The organism is Streptomyces mutomycini, from assembly GCF_001700505.1.
GTDB classification, from domain to species: domain Bacteria; phylum Actinomycetota; class Actinomycetes; order Streptomycetales; family Streptomycetaceae; genus Streptomyces; species Streptomyces mutomycini.
Genome location: NZ_MAPV01000056.1, coordinates 1 through 17,378 on the forward strand (window position 1 = coordinate 1; position 17,378 = coordinate 17,378).

Genomic DNA, 17,378 nt, shown 5'->3' on the forward strand with positions numbered 1-17,378 from the left:
GCCGGTCACCCAGCTGGCAGCCCGCCGCTCGCCCGTGGGTCAGCCCGTCGTGCCGGGACAGTGCCCTCCATGACGACATGAAAGACATTTTTTCAGGACATAGCAGCGCAGATCACCGAGATGCTCGATGAGCGCGTCTACAAGCGGGCCGGTGCGCATCGTCCACCGGATCCAGTCGAGCCGTATCCGCCACCGCGCTTCTCAGGGACAGCGCCCCCGACGGGCTTCCCGATGCCTTGTCTGGTCTTCACATCAACCTCCAATCTCAGCCGGCAAGTACCGCTCTTCCCGGGCCGCGTGAGCCAGCTGATGGCACCGAGAACGAGGCACGATTCCTGACCGTTCGCGGACGCGGTCGTGGACGGTCGGCGTACGCGCCAGCTGACCCGAAGACCGACCGCCAGCGTCAGTTCAAGGACCCGGTGTGGCGATGCGAGATCCGGAAACAGCTCCCGCAGCTGCGACATCCGGTACCGGACTGTCTGGGGATGGACGAACAATGCCGCCGCCACCTCCTCCCGCCTTCCCTGGTGCAGCAGCCACGCCCGCAACGTCTCCTCCAGTCGCTGTGCGGTCGCGACAGGCAAGGTCCGCAACGGTGCGAGGGCTCGGGCACGCAGGTCTGCGAACGCGTCCACGTCGGCGCTCAGCACCAGCTCGGGCAGGTGGTCCTCGGTGTCGCGGATATCAGAGGAGAGGGAGCGCGCGCGTATGGCTCGTGCGTACGAGGCGGACGCACGAGTCCATGGCCGGGCCGGGCCGACCACGGCGGTGCGGTCGGTCAGCTGCCTCAAGAGATGTGATCGGTGGGCATCGGGGACGAGCAGCACACCGGTGGCGTCCGGCAGATCGTCGAGGACGAGGGTGCTCGGGTCGAGCGCGCGGTAGGCAGGCCGGGCCTGGGCGGCGGGCAGCAGGACCGCGGTCAGCGAAACCGGAGGCTGCCACCCGGCCCGTTGGACAGAGGCCAGCAGCACGTCCGGGCTGGCGCCGGCGAGGAGGTCGCGGGCCAGGCGTTCCAGGTGGCGCTCGTGGGCCCTGCCCCGGGCGGCCAGTTCGTCGGCGTGGCCCGCGGCGCTCGCGGCGGAGAGCTCGTCGATGTAGGCGAAGGTCAGCTCGGCGAACTTGGCGACCTCGGCTGCGGGCAGACCTGCGGGTACGGCACCCGCTGCCAGGCATCGCCAGGCCACGCGGGCGCCGACGCGGTAGGCGCTGAGTAGGGCGTCCATCGAACGGCCGTCGCGCACCTCGCCGCGGCCCAGCTCGTAGGCTGCGTCACCGGCGTCGCCGCCTGTGGCGTTCCCGCTCGCGAGGTCCAGGTAGTGCCCCAGGGCGGTGCGGACGGCTCGGCGGATGGTGCCGCCCATCCGGCCCGAAAGGGCGTTGGCGTAGGGAGGGACCTCGTCGATGATCGCCTGGACGACCTCGTCGGCGGTGGTCTTCAGCGCGGCCCGAAGTGCGGTGACCGTCGTCTCATTGAGGGCCAGTTCGCTGGCCCTCCGGATTGCATGGCTCACGTTTTGTTCCCTGCGAACAATTCAGCCGACCAGATTTACATCCCGCGGTCAGGACTTTACGCCTTGAGGCACAGCAAGCTGGAGTCATGACGAGTGCAGCCCTCCGCAGCAGGGCGTGGAAACTGCTGGAGATGGTCACGACGCCGCTGTTGCCGTCGGACTACCTCGACCTGGTCAGCCCGCTGCGTGCGAGTGCAGACCTGCGTGGGCGCATCGAGGCCGTGCACCCCGAGACGGGTGACGCCGCGACTATCGCGATCAAGCCGGGACGGGGCTGGCGCGGCCACACAGCCGGTCAGTACGTGCGGATCGGGGTCGACGTCGACGGGGTGCGCCTGTGGCGTGCCTACTCCATCACCTCGCCGACAAACCGCCAGGACGGCCGCGTCACGATCACCGTGAAGGCGATCCCGGACGGCAAGGTCAGCAACCACCTGGTCCGCAGGGTGAAACCGGGCACGCTGATCCAGCTCGACCAGCCGACCGGTGACTTCGTGCTGCCGCAGGCCAAGCCCGCAAAGGTGCTCTACCTGACGGCCGGCAGCGGCATCACGCCCGTCATGGGCATGCTGCGCGACATCGAGTTCGACGACGTCGTCATGGTTCACTGCGCACCGCAGCCGCAAGACGTGATCTTCCGCAACGAACTGCACGACCTGGTCGCGGACAAGAAGCTGCGGCTCACCGAGGTGCACACCGACACAGACGGCATGCTCGACATCGCCCGTCTCGGCGAACTCGTGCCCGACTGGGCCGAACGCGAGACCTGGGCTTGCGGGCCCGCGGGCCTGCTCGACGCCGCCGAAGAGCACTGGGCCGAGCACGGCGTACAAGAGCGCCTGCACACCGAACGCTTCCGCCCCAGCATCGTCGTCGCCGGCGACGGCGGCGAGGTCACGTTCAGCGCCACCGGCAAGACCGTCGACGCGGACGGCGCCACGCCGTTGCTGGACATCGGCGAGGGGGCCGGCGTGCTCATGCCCTCCGGGTGCCGCATGGGCATCTGCTTCGGCTGCATCACGCCGCTCAAGGCGGGCGCCGTTCGCGACCTGCGCACCGGCGAGATCACCGAGGCCGAGCCGGGCGTCCTCATCCAGACCTGCGTGTCCGCCGCGGCGGGCCCCTGCGACATCGAACGGTAGGAGCACCTTGACCGCCATCGACCCCACCGCCCACCTGACTGCGGAGCAGATCAAGGAGCTTGGCCGCGAGCTGGACGCGATCCGCGACGAGGTGATCGCCAGCCGCGGCGAGAAAGACGCCGCCTACATCCGTAAGGTCATCTCGGCGCAGCGCAAGCTCGAGCTGTTCAGCAGGGGCGTGCTGCTGTTCTCGATCTTCCCACCCGCGTGGCTGCTCGGCACCGCCGGTCTGTCCGTGGCGAAGATCATGGACAACATGGAGATCGGCCACAACGTCCTGCACGGCCAATGGGACTGGATGCGAGACCCGAAGATTCACTCCACTACCTGGGAGTGGGATCACGTCTCGCCGTCCGAGCAGTGGAAGCACTCGCACAACGAGCTGCACCACACGTACACCAACGTGATCGGCAAGGACAACGACCTCGGCTACGGCATCATGCGCGTCGACGAGGACCAGAAGTGGCACCCGTTCCACCTCGGCCAGCCGCTGTGGAACTTCATCAACGCCTGCTTCTTCGAGTACGGCATCGCAGCGTACGACCTTGAGCTCGGCAAGAACCTGCACAAGCGCCGACGCAAGAACCCGGAGTTCCGCGCACGGGCCAAGGCCGTGGGCCGCAAGATCCGCAAGCAGGTGCTCAAGGACTACGTGATCCACCCGCTGCTGTCGGGCCCGTCGTTCTTCACCACGCTCGCCGCCACGTTCACCGCGAACCTGGTCCGCAACATCTGGACCCACTCCGTGATCATGTGCGGGCACTTCCCCGAGGGCGTGCAGGTCTTCGAGCGCCGGTCGATCAAGGGCGAGACGCGCGGACAGTGGTACCTGCGCCAGATGATGGGCTCGGCGAACATCAGCGGCAGCAGGGCCATGCACTTCATGACCGGCAACCTGTCGCACCAGATCGAGCACCACCTGTTCCCGGACCTGCCGAGCAACCGGTACGCCGAGGTCGCGGTGAAGGTGCGCGCGCTGTTCGAAAAGTACGAGCTGGAGTACGTCACCGGGCCGCTGCCCAAGCAGGTGGTCTCCGCGTGGCACAAGGTCTTCCGGCTCTCGCTGCCGAACAAGAAGCCCAAGGTCAAGACGCCGGACCGCGAGCAGGAACTCGTCGCGGTCTGATTCCCGGTATTGGTTCAGATCTTTCGGCCGTACCGGCGGCACCGCCGGGTTCGGTGAGTTCGTCGCGGACGGTGGGCGGCGGCGACATCAGACCGTACGAAACGGGATCCAGACAGCCCGGTCTCTCCTGGCACACCCAGGGGTTCAAGTCCCAGCCCCCCCTCCCTCGGGGCTGTCCACGAACAAGTGGTGCTTGCTGCACATCCTGCCCCGGTCGACAGGGCTTCGTCCCGTCTTGGGGCCCCTTAACGCTCGGATGTGGGAGCCGTCGACTACAGCCAAGGAGAAGTCCAGGGGCGTCCGCGCTGCGGAGCTTGGCCAAGAGCGCTTCGTGGAGCCGAGGCCACACCCCGGCCTCGGTCCACTCGGCCAGGCGCCGCCAGCACGTCATACCCGAGCCGAAGCCGAGCTCCTGCGACAGGTGTTCCCAGACAATCCCGGTGTGCAGGACGAACAGGATGCCCTGGAACACCAACCGGTCTGGATGCCGCTTCCGCCCAGGATGGCGAGTACGACGCTCGACTCTCGGCAACAGTGGTTCGATCACTGCCCACAGTTCGTCCTCGACATCATCCCGTTAGGGGTTCTGAGAGCAGCATCTACTGTCTGCCTCGCTGGATGCGGCTGCGCATCTCACCGGCCGCTGCCGCGAACGCCCGGGTCGGCCGCACCGGCCTTGCCGAACCTGCCCAGGGTTGAACCACCGCCCCGAGACCGCGCCGGCCGGATGAGTGGGGCCGGTTGGGAGTTACGCCGTGGCGTCGGCCGGTTCCTCGTCGGAATCGAGGATCGAGACCTCCAGCTTGCGCAGCAGTCGCGCGAGCTGGCGGCGTTCGGACGGCGACAGCCCGCCGAGCATCCGGCGTTCGTTGTCGAGATGTTCAGCGAACACGGTGTCCACCAGCGCGAGGCCCTTGTCGGTCAGACGCGAGTAGACGACCCTGCGGTCGTCGGCGTCCCGTTCCCGGGCGATGAGGTCGTCCTTCTCCAGACGGTCGATCCGCAGTGTCACCCCGGCCGACGACACCAGCCCGGAGTCGGCGAGCTGTCCGGCCGTCAGCCGGTACGGATCCCCCGCCCGCCGCAGCGCGGTCAGCACGTCGAAGCCCGCCACGGACAGACCGTGAAGTTCGATCGATGTGGTGAGCCGGGTGCTGTAGCGCAGGAAGGTACGGTGGAGCCGCGCGAGGACCTCCAGCGGGCTGGTGTCCAACTCCGGCCGTTCCCGCGCCCAGTCCTCGATCACCCTCGCGACGGCGTCCCGGTCCGACGGTCTCGATGCAGCCATGCTCATCCCCTCCTGCGGCGTCCGCCAGCTTCTCACAGCACTGAGAATCTTACTGCTGAGGCGATCGGTCCGGGCCGGAGGGGAAGGGCCGCACGGCAGGAGTCACCTGCGGGAACGCCGCCTCAGTGCCTGGACCACTACGACGGCGACCAGGAAGGCTGCCGCGGGCACGGCAGCCTTCCTGAGCAGAACGGGCAGTGCTGCCGCTCCGAGGTCCACAGCTTCCGGCTCGTGCGGGAGCGGGCTGCAGACCGTTTCCGCCGCGCCCGGCCCGGGGGTTCGCAGCAACTCTGCGAGGCGGGTGGCGAACTGCTGAACTATGCGGTCGCCGACCTCGGTCATGATGCCGCGGCCGAACTGCGCCGGACGGCCGGTGATGTCGAGGTCCGTGCGTACGCGCACCAGGGTGCCGGCCGGGTCTGCGGTCAGCGTCGCCGTGACCGTGGCCGACACCGTACCCGCGCCCCGGGTCTCGCTGCCGCTGAGGCCGAGGTGCATCGAGCGGGTGGCATCGTCGCGGGTGACGGTGCCCTCTCCGCGGTAACTCATCTGCACCGCACCCACCTTGACCTTGACACGTCCCGTGAACGAGTCGCCGGCCAGGGTGTCCAGCACGGCGCCGGGCATGCACGGTGCGACCCGGCCGAGGTCGAGGAACAGCTTCCAGGCGTCGTCGGGACCCGCCGGAACGGTGAAGGAGTGGTCGAGCTGCATGGGGTGTCCAATCGGAGGAGCTGCCGGCCGGGGCCGGATTCAGGTGCGGAACGAGCGCGGGCTCATGTTCGGCCGGCCGTACGGATCAGGTCACGGACCCGGCTGGGGGAGAGCGGTCCTCGGCGTACGACCACACCGAAGGGGCGCAGCGCGTCTTCGACGGCACCGGCCAGCACCGCCTGCGGGGCGATCGCGCCGCCCTCGCCGAGTCCCTTGACCCCGAGATCGTTCATGGGACTGGGGGTGAAGGTCTCTTCCATGTCGAGGTCGGGTATCTCCGAGGACGTGGGCACCAGATAGTCCATGTACGTGCCGGTGCGGGGCTGGCCGTCGGGACCGTAGACCATCTCCTCGTACAGGGCGCCGCCGATCCCCTGAGCGATGCCGCCGGTGACCTGACCCTCCGCGATCATCGGGTTGACGATGTTGCCCGCGTCGTGGACGACGACATAGTGCAGGATCTCGATGCCGCCGGTGTGCGCGTCGACCTCGACGACCGCCGCGTGTGCTCCGGACGAGACCGCGAAGCCCGGTGGGCGGAAGTGCACGGTCTCGCTGATCTCGGTGCCGTACCGCCCGTCGGCGGGTTCGGGGGTGCCGGGCAGCGGGGCCCGCCCGGCCAGCTCCGCCAGACCGATGGACGGGCCGCCCGGCTCCTTGGACGCCACGACGCCGTCGCTCAGGCCGAGGCCGTCCGCTTCGACGCCGAGACGGCGCGCCGCCGCTTCGACGATCTTCTCGCGGACCAGCCGGCCGGCCCGGTGGGTGGCGTTGCCCGCGTTGACCAGGGCCCGGCTGGCGATGGTGCCCACACCGAACGGGGTGGCCTCCGTGTCCCCGCCGACCACGTCGATGACGTCGAACGGCACCCCGATGGCGTCCGCGGCGATCTGTGCCATGGAGGTGCGGTGCCCCTGCCCTTGGGAGGGGGCGCCGATGGCGAGGCGCACCCTGCCGCTGGGGGCGATGTCGATCCGGGCGGTCTCGAACGGTCCGAGGCCGGTGGCCTCGATGTACATGGCGAATCCGATGCCGACGTACTTTCCGTTCCGGGCGCCTGCGCGCTGCCGTGCCCGTACCCCCTGGACATCGGCCTTGGCCACGGCGCGGCGCAGCAGCTCGGGATAGTCCCCGGAGTCATACGTCTGCGGTCTGCCCGAGCGGTCCACGAGTCCGGTCGCGTACGGCATCGCGTCGGGCCCGACAAGATTGCGTGCCCGCAACTTCTCGGGCTCGATGCCCAGTTCCGCGGCCAGTCTGTCCATCGCGCGTTCCATGGCGAAGACCGTCTCCGGGCGTCCGGCTCCCCGGTAGGGCGTGGCGAACGTGGTGCTGGTGAGCACACCGACCACGTCGATGTCCACGTTGGGGATGCGATACGGGCCCAGCAGATGGCAGAGCGAGTTGTACGGCACGACAAGGCCGGTCATGTTGTACGCGCCGAAGTTGACGGTGATCCGGTCGCGTATGGCAATGATCAGGCCCTCGGAGTCCGCGGCGAGTTCGATGCGGTGGATCTGCTCACGGGCGTGGGAGGAGGAGGTGAGGTTCTCGTTGCGGTCCTCGCGCCACAGCACGGGGCGGCCGATGCGGCGGGCGGCATGGGGGACGATGAGTTCCTCGACGTAGAGGATGCCCTTCTGGCCGAAACCGCCGCCTACGTCGGCCGCGATGACGTGGACGGCGGCGGGTCCCAGGCCGAGGGTGTGGGCGATGGCGTCCCGCAGCCGGTGGGGGGTCTGGGTGCCCGACCAGATGGTCAGCCGGCCGCTGTACGGATCCACCTGGGCCGAGATCGCGCGGGTCTCGATCGGAGAGGCGACGTACCGGTGGGCCTCGAACCGTTCGCTCACCACGGCGTGCGCGTTGGCGAACGCCGTGTCCGGGTCGCCGACACGGGTGGCGACGGTGACCGCCGTGTTGTCGGGCAGCTCCTCGTGCAGCAGAGGCGCGTCCGGGGTCAGGGAGAGCTCGGGGTCGACGAGCACGGCCAGCGGGGAGTAGCGCACGTCGACGAGTTCCAGGGCGTCCTCGGCGAGGTAGCGGTTCTCGGCGAAGACCACGGCGACGGGCTGGCCGACGTAGAGGACCTTGTCAGCGGCGAGCAGCGGCATGGGAGTCATGCGGACCACCGGGTCCAGGAGTTCGGCGAGCCCCGGCGGGGTGCGCAGTTCCTCCTTGTTCAGCATCGCCGGAAGGTCCGCCACGTCGTCGCCGGTCCACACGGCGACGACGCCGGGCGCGGCCAGTGCCGCGCTCACGTCGACGGAGTCGATACGGGCGTGGGCGTGGGGGCTGCGCAGAAACGCGGCCTCGACAGCGCCGGGCAGGGCGATGTCGTCGACGTAGCGGCCGTTGCCGCGCAGCAGCCGGTCGTCCTCGACGCGCGGGACGGAACGGCCGATCCAGCTCCCGTCGCCGTGCGGCTGAGGGTAGGAATCGTGGGACATGCTGGTCACTCCCCGAATCGCTCGCCGAGTGCCTGGCACACGGCACGGCGGATGTTGCGGTAGCCGGTGCACCGGCACAGATGCCCGCTGAGTGCGTCGGCGACCTGTTCCCCGTCCGGGCGGTCGGACTGCTCGGTGAGGGCGGTCGTCGTCAACACGAACCCGGGCGTGCAGAAGCCGCACTGCATGCCGTGGCACTCGTGGAAGGCCTGCTGCACGGAGGTGAGAGGGGCGTCGCCGGGGGCGAGGCCCTCGACCGTGCGGATCTCGGTGCCCCGGCACTGCACGGCCAGGATCAGGCAGGTACGTACCGGTTCGTCGTCGACGAGGACGGTGCAGGCCCCGCAGACCCCGTGCTCGCAGCCGACATGCGTGCCGGTGAGACCGAGCCGGTCGCGCAGGAAGTCGCTGAGGAGCAGCCGGGACTCGACCTGGGCGGTGACCGGCCGGCCGTTCACGGTGAGGGAGATCTCGTGCCAGGCGGAGGGCTCGGCGAGCGGCGGCGTACGGGCCGCGAGCGGGGTGGGGACGGACGGGGTCATCAGCAGCGCTCCCAGGCGTTGGTGCAGGCGCGGACGAGGAGATGAGCGGCGCCTTCGCGCCGGTACTCGGCGGTGGCATGGATGTCGTCGGAGGGGGCGAGCCCGGCCAGCGCGACGTCGGCTGCGGCGGCGAGGGCCTGCCCGCCGGCATCGCTGCCGACGAGTGCGTCCTCGGCGGCGGCCAGCCGTACGGGGACGGGGGCCGCGCCGCTGAAGACCACCCGGGCGGTCCGGACGGTGCCCGTCCCGGGGCCCTGCTCCAGAACGACGGCCACGCCGACGGTGGCGAAGTCGCCGTGCCTGCGGGTCAGTTCCTCGAACGCCCAGCCGTGATCCGCCGGAAGCGGGGGGAACACCACCTCGGTGAGCAGTTCGTCCGCCTCGACGGCGGTGGAGAAGGTCGCGACGAAGAAGTCCTCGGCGGTGACGGTGCGGGTGCCGCGTGGCCCGGCGATCACGAACCGGGCGTCCAGCGCGAGGGCCGCGGTGGGCAGCTCGGCGGCCGGGTCGTGGTGGGCGAGACTGCCGCAGACGGTGCCGCGGTTGCGGATCTGCGGGTGGCCGATCCGCTCGATCGCGGCGGCCAGCAGCGGCCACCCGTCCCGTACCGCCGGGTCGGCGGCGGCGCGGGCCTGCCGCACGGCTGCTCCGATGCGGAGGTTGCCCTCCGCATCGACGTGAAGACGCCCGAGCTCCGGGATGCGGGTGATGTCGACGAGTACCTCGGGCCTGGCGAGGCGCATGTTCAGCATGGGGATCAGGGACTGGCCGCCCGCCACGACCTTGGCTTCCCGCTCCTCGTCGGCGAGGAGGGCGACCGCCTCGCCGACGGTGCTGGGGGCGGTGAAGTCGAAGGATGAGGGTTTCAACCTGCTGCCACCGGTCCTCTCTGGTCGTCGTCGCGCCGTTCCGTTCGACACGTACGGATCTATCTAGTACCTAAAATGATTTACACTAAAGTTTCTTCTTGGCAAGAGGCTGTCCGATATTTCCCGGTCCGGGATTCCTAGTCCGAGGTGAGCGACATGCAGCACGTCATCGACCAGGCAGTCGCCTGGCAGCGCTCCGGCACCCGCTTCGTCATGGCGACCGTCCTGCGGACCTGGGGCTCGGCCCCGCACGCGCCGGGCGCGTCGATGCTGGTGTCCGAGGGCGGCCGTATCGTCGGCAGCGTCTCCGGCGGCTGCGTCGAAGCCGCCGTCTGCGCGATCGCGGAGGAGGTGCTCGCGGGCGCCGCTTCGACCGTCGAGCGCTGGGGGGTCGGCGACGAGGACGCCTTCGCGGCGGGTCTGACCTGTGGCGGCACGATCGAGGTACTGATCCGCGAGGTGGGGCCCGAGGTGCCGCTCGGCCGTGTCGCCGCCGATCTGGCGGCCGGCGTGCCGGTGGCTCTGGTCACTCCCCTCGACGGCGGCGGACTGGCCGTCGGCGGTGGGACGGTGACCGGCTCCCTGGGTGACCCGCATGCGGACCGAGCGGCGGTCCTGGCCACCGAAGGCATGCTGGGACGGGCCGCGAGTGGGCTCGTGACCAGCAGAAATGCTGCGGCCGGCGGCGCTGTCTGCGTGCCGGAGCGGGAGCTGCTGGTGCAGTCGTTCGCACCACGGCCGCGGCTGCTGATCTTCGGTGCGGCCGAGTTCGCCCGGCCCCTCGCAGGCATCGGCGCCGCGCTCGGACACCGCGTGTCGGTCTGCGACGCCAGGCCCGCCTTCGCGGCGCCCGAGCGCTTTCCCGGCGCCGACGAGGTGGTCACCGACCGGCCCGAGCGCTGGTTCCGCACCCAGGAGGATCTGGTCGACCTGGGGACCGCAGTGATCGTGCTGACCCACGACCACCGCTTCGACGTGCCGGTCCTCGCGCTCGCGCTGCGCAGCCGCGCCGGATACGTGGGCGCCATGGGCAGCCGTCGTACGCATCAGGACCGGCTCGAACGGCTGCGTGCGGCCGGTACAACCGAGGCGGAAATTGCACGCCTGCGTTCGCCGGTAGGCCTGGATCTCGGCGGCCGGGGACCCGAGGAGACCGCCGTGTCGATCATGGCCGAGATCATCGCGGTACGGCGTGGCGGCAGTGGACTGCCGCTCACCTTCCGGACCGGTCCCGTCCACACAGTGTGACCATTTTTGAACGACTGTTTTTATGAACACTCGTTTAATGTGAGGGCTGTGGATCCAGAGAGCAAGGGCCGCCGACGAGCGGCCGGAAGTCCCGCCCCCGATTCCGGGCAGTCGGCGGCAGCGCCGCGGCGCGCCGGCTCCCACGACCCGGAAGGCAATCGCCGCGCGGTCCTCGATGCCGCCCGGCGGCTGTTCGGCGCGCACGGCTACAAGGGTGTCGGGGTCCGCGCCATCGCGGCCGAGGCCGGGGTGACACCCGGCCTGGTGATGGCGTACTTCGGTACCAAGGACGGTCTGTTCCGCGAGGCGGTCGGGAGCGGAGCGGGTGTCACCGGCGATGTCCTCGGGGCCGACGCCACGGGCGATCTGCCGGCAGCCCTTGCCCGGGCCTACCTGGAACGCTGGGACCGGCTGCCGGCCGACGATCCCTGGCCGGCGCTGATCCGCTCGGCGGTGAGCCACCCGCCGAGTGCCGAACTGCTGCGCACGATCCTGGAGAAGCAGGTCGGCGAACCTCTCGCGCGGCTGCTCGGCGACTCGGCCGAGGCGGAGGTGCGCATCGCCATGATCCGCAGCGTCCTCTTCGGCGTGATCATGGAACGCTATGTCTTCGCGCACGATCCGGCGGTTTCCGTCCCGACCGGGGACCTCGCCCCCGCACTGACGGACGTGCTCACCACCGCCTTCGGCGACGCCCTCCACCCCGCCCGCAGACAGGAAAGCGGGGCGGAAGGTGCGGGCGAGGCCGCGTCCACCCGCCCCGAGAGGCCGGAGGCCGAGCGCCCGGACGCCGGACGTTCAAAGGTCCCGGAAACTCGGCGGTCCGCACCGACGTCCCCCGGCGGGGACGACTCCGCGCCGCCCCTGTTCGACAGGCTGAGCGAGTGCGCACGGCGTCATCAGGAGCTCGTCGGCAGGACCGTCCGCCAGTACGGCATCAGTCTGCCCGCCTACGAGGTGCTCGCCACGCTGCGGGACGCGGGTGAGCCCTACCGCCGGACGATGGGCGAGGTGGCGGCCGCAGGCGCCGTCCGCGCGGGTGGCCTCACCCAGCACGCGGACCGTCTCGAGGCGGTGGGCCTGATCCGGCGGGAGCGCGACACCGACGACCGCCGGATCGTCCGGCTGTGCCTCACCCCGGAGGGCATCGCGCTGTCCGACCGGGTCGCTGCCGCACGGTCCGCCCAGGAGCACGAGCTGCTTTCCGGGTTCGGGCCTGCGGACCGGCGCCGGCTGTCGGGGCTGCTCGGCACCCTGGGGAACACGCTCGGGGCCGGTGTCCCGGAGCAGTGATTGCGCTGACGATGTCCGTCGTGCACGCGACGGACATCGTCAGCGCCACCGTGAGCTCCTCCTCGTGACCTGGGTCTGAGATTCGCCAGAGCCTCTGCGACGGGCCGGGAGACGGGTCAGCGCAGCGCCGCCCGGTTCCCCGAGACAACGCCCGCCACCAGCCCACCACCCACCCCCACACAGCGGGACAGGCCAGGTAGAAGAGGGGAAGTCTGAGCACTCACCACGCGAAACCGGTGCCTGACCTGCGGTTATGCAGAGGCCGACTCCGGTCGGGTATCGGCCATAGTGTCGGGCATACCGTCGGCCATAGTGTCGGTGATCGTGTCGGTCATAGAGTCCGGATTGTTGTCGGATGGATCCCCGCGCCGGCCGCGCATGGCCCTCGCTGCGCAGCCGACCGCGCCGCGCTACAGGCTGCGGCCTCGAGGACCAGCCAGAGGCCGCAGCTCGGCAGACGCCGCGGTTTTCGTGTGTCAGGGTGTCGGGGCCCGGGGCGGGTGGCTGGTGTCTGGCACCGGCGACGGAACTCCCGCCCCGGGCGCCTGACAGACGCCCCCTTATGCCGCCGTCATGTCGACCGCCTACGCGCCGTACGGCGGACTCGACAGCAAAGTTTCCAGTAGCCGGAGAGTGCTGCGGATCGTCGTGGTGAGTGGCCGTACCCGCCGCTGACCTGCCGTGGTGAGTAGCCGGCCGGGAAACTCACCACGGTCTCGGGGCCTACTCACCACGGCGGGGTCCACTCACCGCGAACACTCACCACGGCTCTGCCGAACTCACCGTGAAACTCCCCATGGCAGGTCAGCGGCCTGCCAGCGTCAGTTGACGACCTGGACCTCACGCACATCGGCCGTGAACTCCGACGCACGGGTCTCGGTGAGCTGGCCGCCGTCGTTGAGGGCGGGCGCGGTCCAGGTGACGGTCCACGTCGCGGTCGCGGTCCCCTTGAACCGGCCGCCCGGCTGCTCGGAGGAGGGCCGCACGTAGAGGTGCCCGCAGTCCGGCGACATGGCCTTGCCCCGGGACTTCGCGTACGGGGTGCCGGGGCCGTGGCAGGTGACCGTGGTGCCGTCGCCCATCACCCACCGCACCGTCGTCACCCTCGCGGTGGCCGTGACGGTGACGCCGCCGGCCGTGGCCGAGGCGGTCGCCGGACCGAACCTCGACGGCGACGGGGTGCCATAAGGCCCAGGGCCCTGCCACGCAGGGTCGTCGTGTCACAGGACGGTCACCACGGCTTCGCCCAGCCCTCACATGTGGAAGCGTGACCCCCTCACTTGATCAGTCCCAGGGGGGACCATGCGCACCCGCACCACCATCGCCACGCTCTTCGCGGCCGGCCTGCTCTCCACGCTCACCGCATGCAGCGGCGATACCAGCAGCACCGAGGGGGCCAAGCCCGTGCAGAGCGGCGACGCCTCAGAGATCACACCCGAGCAACAAGCTGCAGCCAGGCATCCGGCCGGACTGCCCGCGGAACCGAACCCCGCACAACGCCAGGTGTACCTCGAGAGCCTGAACGCCATCGATACAGACATCGTTCACGGCAAGGATGACAAGGCTGTCAGCCGCGGCATCAACCAGTGCGGCACAGTGAAGACCAGCCCGGACGACCACATCAAGCTCATCAAGACCACGAACTCGCGCTTCACGTCCCCAAATCACCCGGACGGCCACGGCACCATCACGGCCGAGCGCATCCTGCAGGTCGTGCGCGAAAGCATCTGCCCCGACTTCTGACCCCGCCATGGCCGAAGCTCAGAAGACGTACCCCTGCTGCGCATCGTGCCGTTGACTGACGTACTCGTCGTTCCCCCGCCATCCCCGAGCGTGCACCGCCCTGACCGCTTGTGGCACCGAATCCCTTTTTCGACAATGGAAAGTTTCCAATGGGGGTGGCGTCGCGGATTCCTTGTGGTGAGTGGCCGCGCCCGCTTCTGACCTGCGGTGGTGAGTTCTGTCCCGGCAACTCACCACGGCGCGGATGCCTGCTCACCACGGCGGGTGCACTCCCCCGCGAAAACTCACCACGGCAGGTCAGCGGCCTGCCGGGTCGGTTGAGGATCTGGACCTCGTGGACGGCGGCGGTGAACTCCGTGGTCCGGGTCTCGGTGAACGTCCCGCCGTCGTTGAGGGCGGGGGCCGTCCACGTCACGGTCCAGTGCGCGGTCGCGGTGCCCTGGTACCGGCCGCCCGGCTCCTCGTAGGAGGGCCGCTCGTAGAGGTGCCCGCAGTCCGGCGAAGGCGTCGCACCCCGCGACTTGGCGTACGGGGTGCCGGGGCCGTGGCAGGTGACGGTCGTGCCGTCACCCATCGCCCACCGCACCCTCGTGACCTTCGCCGTGGCCCGAACCCAGTTCCGCAGCGTCTCCGGGTTGATCCCCAGATCGGCTGCGACCGATCTGATCGTCGCTTCCGGCCGCGATTCGTACAGCGCGACCGCATCCGCCTTCAACTGCGGCGGATAGTTCTTCATGACCACGAGATGTCCGTTCTCAGATCCTCAGGATCCAGTGTCTCGTGTGTCCAACATCCGGGGTCAAGGCCCCTCCCCGTTAAGCACGAGGTAGCCATAGGGCTCGTACTTTCCCACCGGCCGGAGCGCGAAGTCGTCGGCAGCGGAGATCTCCAGAACGGGTTGCATCACAATCACATGGGGATGATGCCGGACCCACGGCTGCACCGCCACGGGCTTTCAGCTGGGAGCGGGCCCGCTAAATGGGCAGTTTCGCGGTGCGCTCCGGGCAGGCGGCACCGCCATTAGGGCATGGCGGTCTGCGCGGTGATCCCGAGAAGCCGCATCACCTTGAGGGCATCACCGGTGGCAAACACCTCGTTGAGTATGCGGTCCCGCCGCAGGCGGACGAGCGTCGTGACGCTCTTGGAGTGGGCTTGTTCCGCTTTGACGGACGCCATTGGTGTGGTGGTCAGGCTGCGAGTGCGGTCTCGTACTCGCAGCCGGGCTGAGGTAGCCGAGGCTGCTGTGCAGTCGGTGCAAGTTGTACCAACCTTCGATGAAATCGAAGATCGCGGTGCGGGCGGCGGCCCGGCTGGGCCAGGCGGAGGTGCCGAGCAGTTCGCGTTCGATGGTCGAGAAGAACGACTCGGCGAGCGCGTTGTCCCAGCACTGGCCGGTGCGGCCGACCGATAGCCGGACCCCGAACTCTGCTGCCAGGGACGCGAATTGCTGGCTGGTGTATTGCTTGGACTCAACCGGTCGTCGCAACGCAGCACGAGCCCTGCCACGTCTGAGGAGTGCGGTGTCCTCGGACTGGACGGCGGCGAGGTGTCGGCGACGGCCGAAAAGTGAACGAGTAACGACACCTGAAAGTTGACCCCCTCCAAGGGGTCTGGCTCGTAAGACCCGGTCCGCAGGCGTCCGGGCGTCCGGCCGGGGTAGACGGCTGAACGGCCCGGCCCATCGGCGCGGCCAAAACCCAGGAGAGGACACGATCAGCGTGAGCGACGCCGAGCACCGGAAGCAGACCCCCGACGGAGCGGCCGAACTCCTGGTGCGCTGCCTGGAGAACGAGGGCGTCGAGGTGGTGTTCGGCGTGCCCGGCGAGGAGAACATCCGTTTCACCAACGCCCTCGCCCGCTCGGAGAAGATCCGCTACGTCCTCACCCGGCACGAGCAGGCCGCGTCCTTCATGGCGGAGATGCACGGCCGGCTCACCGGCTCGGCGGGTGTGATGTCCGCGACGCTGGGGCCCGGCGCGATCAACCTGATGCTGGGCGTCGCCGACGCTATGACGAACAGCACGCCCGTCGTCGCGATCACCGCGCAGGTCGGCAAGGAGCGCAACTACAAGGAGTCCCACCAGTTCGTGGACCTGGTGAGCATGTTCGCGCCGGTCACGAAGTGGTCGGCGGACGTCCCGGCCACCCAGGCCATCCCAGAGATGGTGCGGCGCGCGTTTAAGACCGCGGAGTCCGAGCGGCCCGGCGCCGTCTACCTCGCCGTGCCCGAGGATGTCGACGAGGCGACGGACGGCTCGGACCTGCGCCCGCTGCGCAGGGACGTCGTGCAGCCCGAGGCGCCGTCCCCGAAGCAGATCAAGCGGGCGGTGGAGCTGCTTCGGGAGGCCCGCCGGCCGGTGATCCTCGCCGGACACGGCGCGGCGCGCGGCGGCGCCGAGGAGTCGCTGACGGCGTTCGCCACCGCACTCGACGTGTCGACGGCGACCACCTTCCACGGCAAGGGCGTCCTGCCCGACGACCACCCGTGCGCGACCGGCACGTTCGGCTTCATGCGGCGCGACTACACCAACTTCGGGTTCGAGGAGGCCGACGTCGTCATCGCCGTCGGCTACGAGCTGCAGGAGTTCGACCCGTCCCGGATAAACCCGGATGGTGACAAGAAGATCGTCCACATCCACCGCTTCCCGGCGGAGGTGGACGGCAGCTACTCGGTCGATGTCGGCATCATCGGCGACATCTCCGCCTCCCTCGACGCCCTCGCCACCGAACTCGACGGCCTGCGCTGGACCATCGACGACGAGGACACCACGGCCACCCGCGCGCTGCTGGCCAAGGAACTCGAGCAGGGCGCCGCGGACGAGCGCTACCCGCTCGCCCCGCAGCGCGTCATCGCCGACACCCGCGCCGCGCTCGGTCGCGACGACATCGTGCTGGTCGACACCGGCGCGCTGAAGATGTGGATGGCCCGGCTCTACCCGACGTACGCGCCGAACACCTGCCTCATCTCCAACGGCTTGTCCACCATGGGCTTCTCGCTGCCCGGCGCGCTCGCGGTCCAGCTCGCCAGGCCGCAGACGAAGGTGCTGGCGGCGGTCGGCGACGGCTCGTTCCTCATGCACTCCCAGGAGATCGAGACGGCTGTCCGCGAGAACATCCCGCTGACCGTGCTGATCTGGGAGGACAACGGCTACGGGCTCATCAAGTGGAAGATGGACCTGGAGGTCGGGGAGAACTCCAACACCGACTTCGGCAACCCGGACATCGTCCAGTACGCCCGCAGCTTCGGCGCGAAGGGCTACCACATCGAGTCCGCCGGGGACCTGCTGCCGACGCTCCGTGAGGCACTGGCGGACCCGGGCGTGTCGATCATCAACTGCCCGGTGGATTACGCCGAGAACATGAACCTAATCGAGCACCTCGGGCACCTCGACTCGGCGCTCTGACCCGCCCGCGCGGCGCGGCCCGACTCCCGTACGGGCCGCGCT

General features: G+C 69.6%; 13 protein-coding genes and 4 pseudogenes. 6 read left to right on the top strand and 11 right to left on the bottom strand.

Annotated features, from left to right (window positions below):
- Positions 1 to 386: 386 nt before the first annotated feature.
- Positions 387 to 1,517, bottom strand: a pseudogene (locus tag BFF76_RS08695) (PucR family transcriptional regulator); the annotation flags it as partial.
- Between the two features lie 86 nt (positions 1,518 to 1,603).
- On the opposite strand from BFF76_RS08695, the gene BFF76_RS08700 reads away from it, so the two are divergent.
- Positions 1,604 to 2,659, top strand: coding sequence for a ferredoxin reductase (locus tag BFF76_RS08700; protein WP_065847863.1), 1,056 nt, complete (start codon positions 1,604 to 1,606; stop codon positions 2,657 to 2,659).
- A gap of 7 nt (positions 2,660 to 2,666) precedes the next feature.
- Positions 2,667 to 3,785 carry a fatty acid desaturase family protein gene (locus tag BFF76_RS08705; protein WP_065847865.1) on the top strand — a complete coding sequence of 373 codons (1,119 nt, stop codon included), beginning with the start codon at positions 2,667 to 2,669 and terminating at the stop codon, positions 3,783 to 3,785.
- Between the two features lie 171 nt (positions 3,786 to 3,956).
- Here the strand turns inward: BFF76_RS08705 and BFF76_RS33605 are convergent.
- From BFF76_RS33605 to BFF76_RS08730, 6 genes and pseudogenes are all read right to left on the bottom strand, one after another.
- A pseudogene (locus BFF76_RS33605) lies at positions 3,957 to 4,341 on the bottom strand (transposase); the annotation flags it as partial.
- A 192-nt stretch (positions 4,342 to 4,533) separates the two neighbouring features.
- The gene (locus BFF76_RS08710) at positions 4,534 to 5,073 is read right to left on the bottom strand and encodes a MarR family winged helix-turn-helix transcriptional regulator (protein WP_031101256.1); all 540 of its coding nucleotides are present in this window, start codon (positions 5,071 to 5,073) and stop codon (positions 4,534 to 4,536) included.
- A gap of 102 nt (positions 5,074 to 5,175) precedes the next feature.
- Positions 5,176 to 5,787 (bottom strand): SRPBCC family protein, encoded by a 612-nt coding sequence (locus BFF76_RS08715; RefSeq protein ID WP_065847867.1) that lies wholly within the window; start codon positions 5,785 to 5,787, stop codon positions 5,176 to 5,178.
- 62 nt (positions 5,788 to 5,849) lie between these two features.
- Positions 5,850 to 8,237 (bottom strand): xanthine dehydrogenase family protein molybdopterin-binding subunit, encoded by a 2,388-nt coding sequence (locus BFF76_RS08720; RefSeq protein ID WP_065847869.1) that lies wholly within the window; start codon positions 8,235 to 8,237, stop codon positions 5,850 to 5,852.
- Between the two features lie 5 nt (positions 8,238 to 8,242).
- The gene (locus BFF76_RS08725; protein ID WP_065847871.1) at positions 8,243 to 8,779 is read right to left on the bottom strand and encodes a (2Fe-2S)-binding protein; all 537 of its coding nucleotides are present in this window, start codon (positions 8,777 to 8,779) and stop codon (positions 8,243 to 8,245) included.
- Positions 8,779 to 9,648, bottom strand: a complete 870-nt coding sequence (locus BFF76_RS08730; RefSeq protein ID WP_065847873.1) for an FAD binding domain-containing protein — start codon at positions 9,646 to 9,648, stop codon at positions 8,779 to 8,781. Before BFF76_RS08730 ends, BFF76_RS08725 begins: the two co-directional genes overlap by 1 nt.
- Positions 9,649 to 9,804: 156 nt before the next feature.
- Here BFF76_RS08730 and BFF76_RS08735 point away from each other — a divergent pair, with 156 nt between their 5' ends.
- Both BFF76_RS08735 and BFF76_RS31120 read left to right on the top strand, forming a co-directional pair.
- Positions 9,805 to 10,896 (top strand): XdhC family protein, encoded by a 1,092-nt coding sequence (locus tag BFF76_RS08735; protein ID WP_065847875.1) that lies wholly within the window; start codon positions 9,805 to 9,807, stop codon positions 10,894 to 10,896.
- 48 nt (positions 10,897 to 10,944) lie between these two features.
- A complete protein-coding gene (locus BFF76_RS31120) occupies positions 10,945 to 12,189 on the top strand; it encodes a TetR/AcrR family transcriptional regulator (RefSeq protein ID WP_167359479.1) in 1,245 nt (414 codons plus the stop codon).
- An 821-nt stretch (positions 12,190 to 13,010) separates the two neighbouring features.
- On the opposite strand, the gene BFF76_RS08745 is transcribed toward BFF76_RS31120, so the two are convergent.
- Entirely contained in the window at positions 13,011 to 13,271 is a 261-nt protein-coding gene (locus tag BFF76_RS08745) for a hypothetical protein (protein ID WP_051834821.1), read from the bottom strand.
- A 220-nt stretch (positions 13,272 to 13,491) separates the two neighbouring features.
- On the opposite strand from BFF76_RS08745, the gene BFF76_RS08750 reads away from it, so the two are divergent.
- A complete protein-coding gene (locus BFF76_RS08750; protein ID WP_031101250.1) occupies positions 13,492 to 13,932 on the top strand; it encodes a hypothetical protein in 441 nt (146 codons plus the stop codon).
- Between the two features lie 607 nt (positions 13,933 to 14,539).
- Here the strand turns inward: BFF76_RS08750 and BFF76_RS34655 are convergent.
- From BFF76_RS34655 to BFF76_RS33615, 3 genes and pseudogenes are all read right to left on the bottom strand, one after another.
- Positions 14,540 to 14,668 (bottom strand): annotated as a pseudogene (locus BFF76_RS34655) (transposase); the annotation flags it as partial.
- A gap of 284 nt (positions 14,669 to 14,952) precedes the next feature.
- Entirely contained in the window at positions 14,953 to 15,108 is a 156-nt protein-coding gene (locus BFF76_RS31130; protein WP_234351863.1) for a hypothetical protein, read from the bottom strand.
- 100 nt (positions 15,109 to 15,208) lie between these two features.
- Positions 15,209 to 15,766 (bottom strand): annotated as a pseudogene (locus tag BFF76_RS33615) (integrase core domain-containing protein); the annotation flags it as partial.
- Between BFF76_RS33615 and BFF76_RS08760 the strand changes: the two are divergent.
- On the top strand, positions 15,651 to 17,336 hold the full coding sequence (locus BFF76_RS08760; RefSeq protein WP_053930213.1) for an acetolactate synthase large subunit: 1,686 nt from the start codon (positions 15,651 to 15,653) through the stop codon (positions 17,334 to 17,336). The pseudogene BFF76_RS33615 and the gene BFF76_RS08760 overlap by 116 nt on opposite strands.
- The last annotated feature ends 42 nt before the right edge of the window (positions 17,337 to 17,378 follow it).

Bases quoted from the DNA above. Each gene is read 5' to 3' on its own strand.
- BFF76_RS31130 (WP_234351863.1), bottom strand. From the start codon at position 15,108: ATGGCGTCCGTCAAAGCGGAACAAGCCCACTCCAAGAGCGTCACGACG.
- BFF76_RS08745 (WP_051834821.1), bottom strand. From the start codon at position 13,271: ATGGGCGACGGCACCACGGTCACCTGCCACGGCCCCGGCACCCCGTAC.
- BFF76_RS08750 (WP_031101250.1), top strand. From the start codon at position 13,492: ATGCGCACCCGCACCACCATCGCCACGCTCTTCGCGGCCGGCCTGCTC.
- BFF76_RS08700 (WP_065847863.1), top strand. From the start codon at position 1,604: ATGACGAGTGCAGCCCTCCGCAGCAGGGCGTGGAAACTGCTGGAGATG.
- BFF76_RS08710 (WP_031101256.1), bottom strand. From the start codon at position 5,073: ATGGCTGCATCGAGACCGTCGGACCGGGACGCCGTCGCGAGGGTGATC.
- BFF76_RS08735 (WP_065847875.1), top strand. From the start codon at position 9,805: ATGCAGCACGTCATCGACCAGGCAGTCGCCTGGCAGCGCTCCGGCACC.
- BFF76_RS08720 (WP_065847869.1), bottom strand. From the start codon at position 8,237: ATGTCCCACGATTCCTACCCTCAGCCGCACGGCGACGGGAGCTGGATC.
- BFF76_RS08715 (WP_065847867.1), bottom strand. From the start codon at position 5,787: ATGCAGCTCGACCACTCCTTCACCGTTCCGGCGGGTCCCGACGACGCC.
- BFF76_RS08725 (WP_065847871.1), bottom strand. From the start codon at position 8,779: ATGACCCCGTCCGTCCCCACCCCGCTCGCGGCCCGTACGCCGCCGCTC.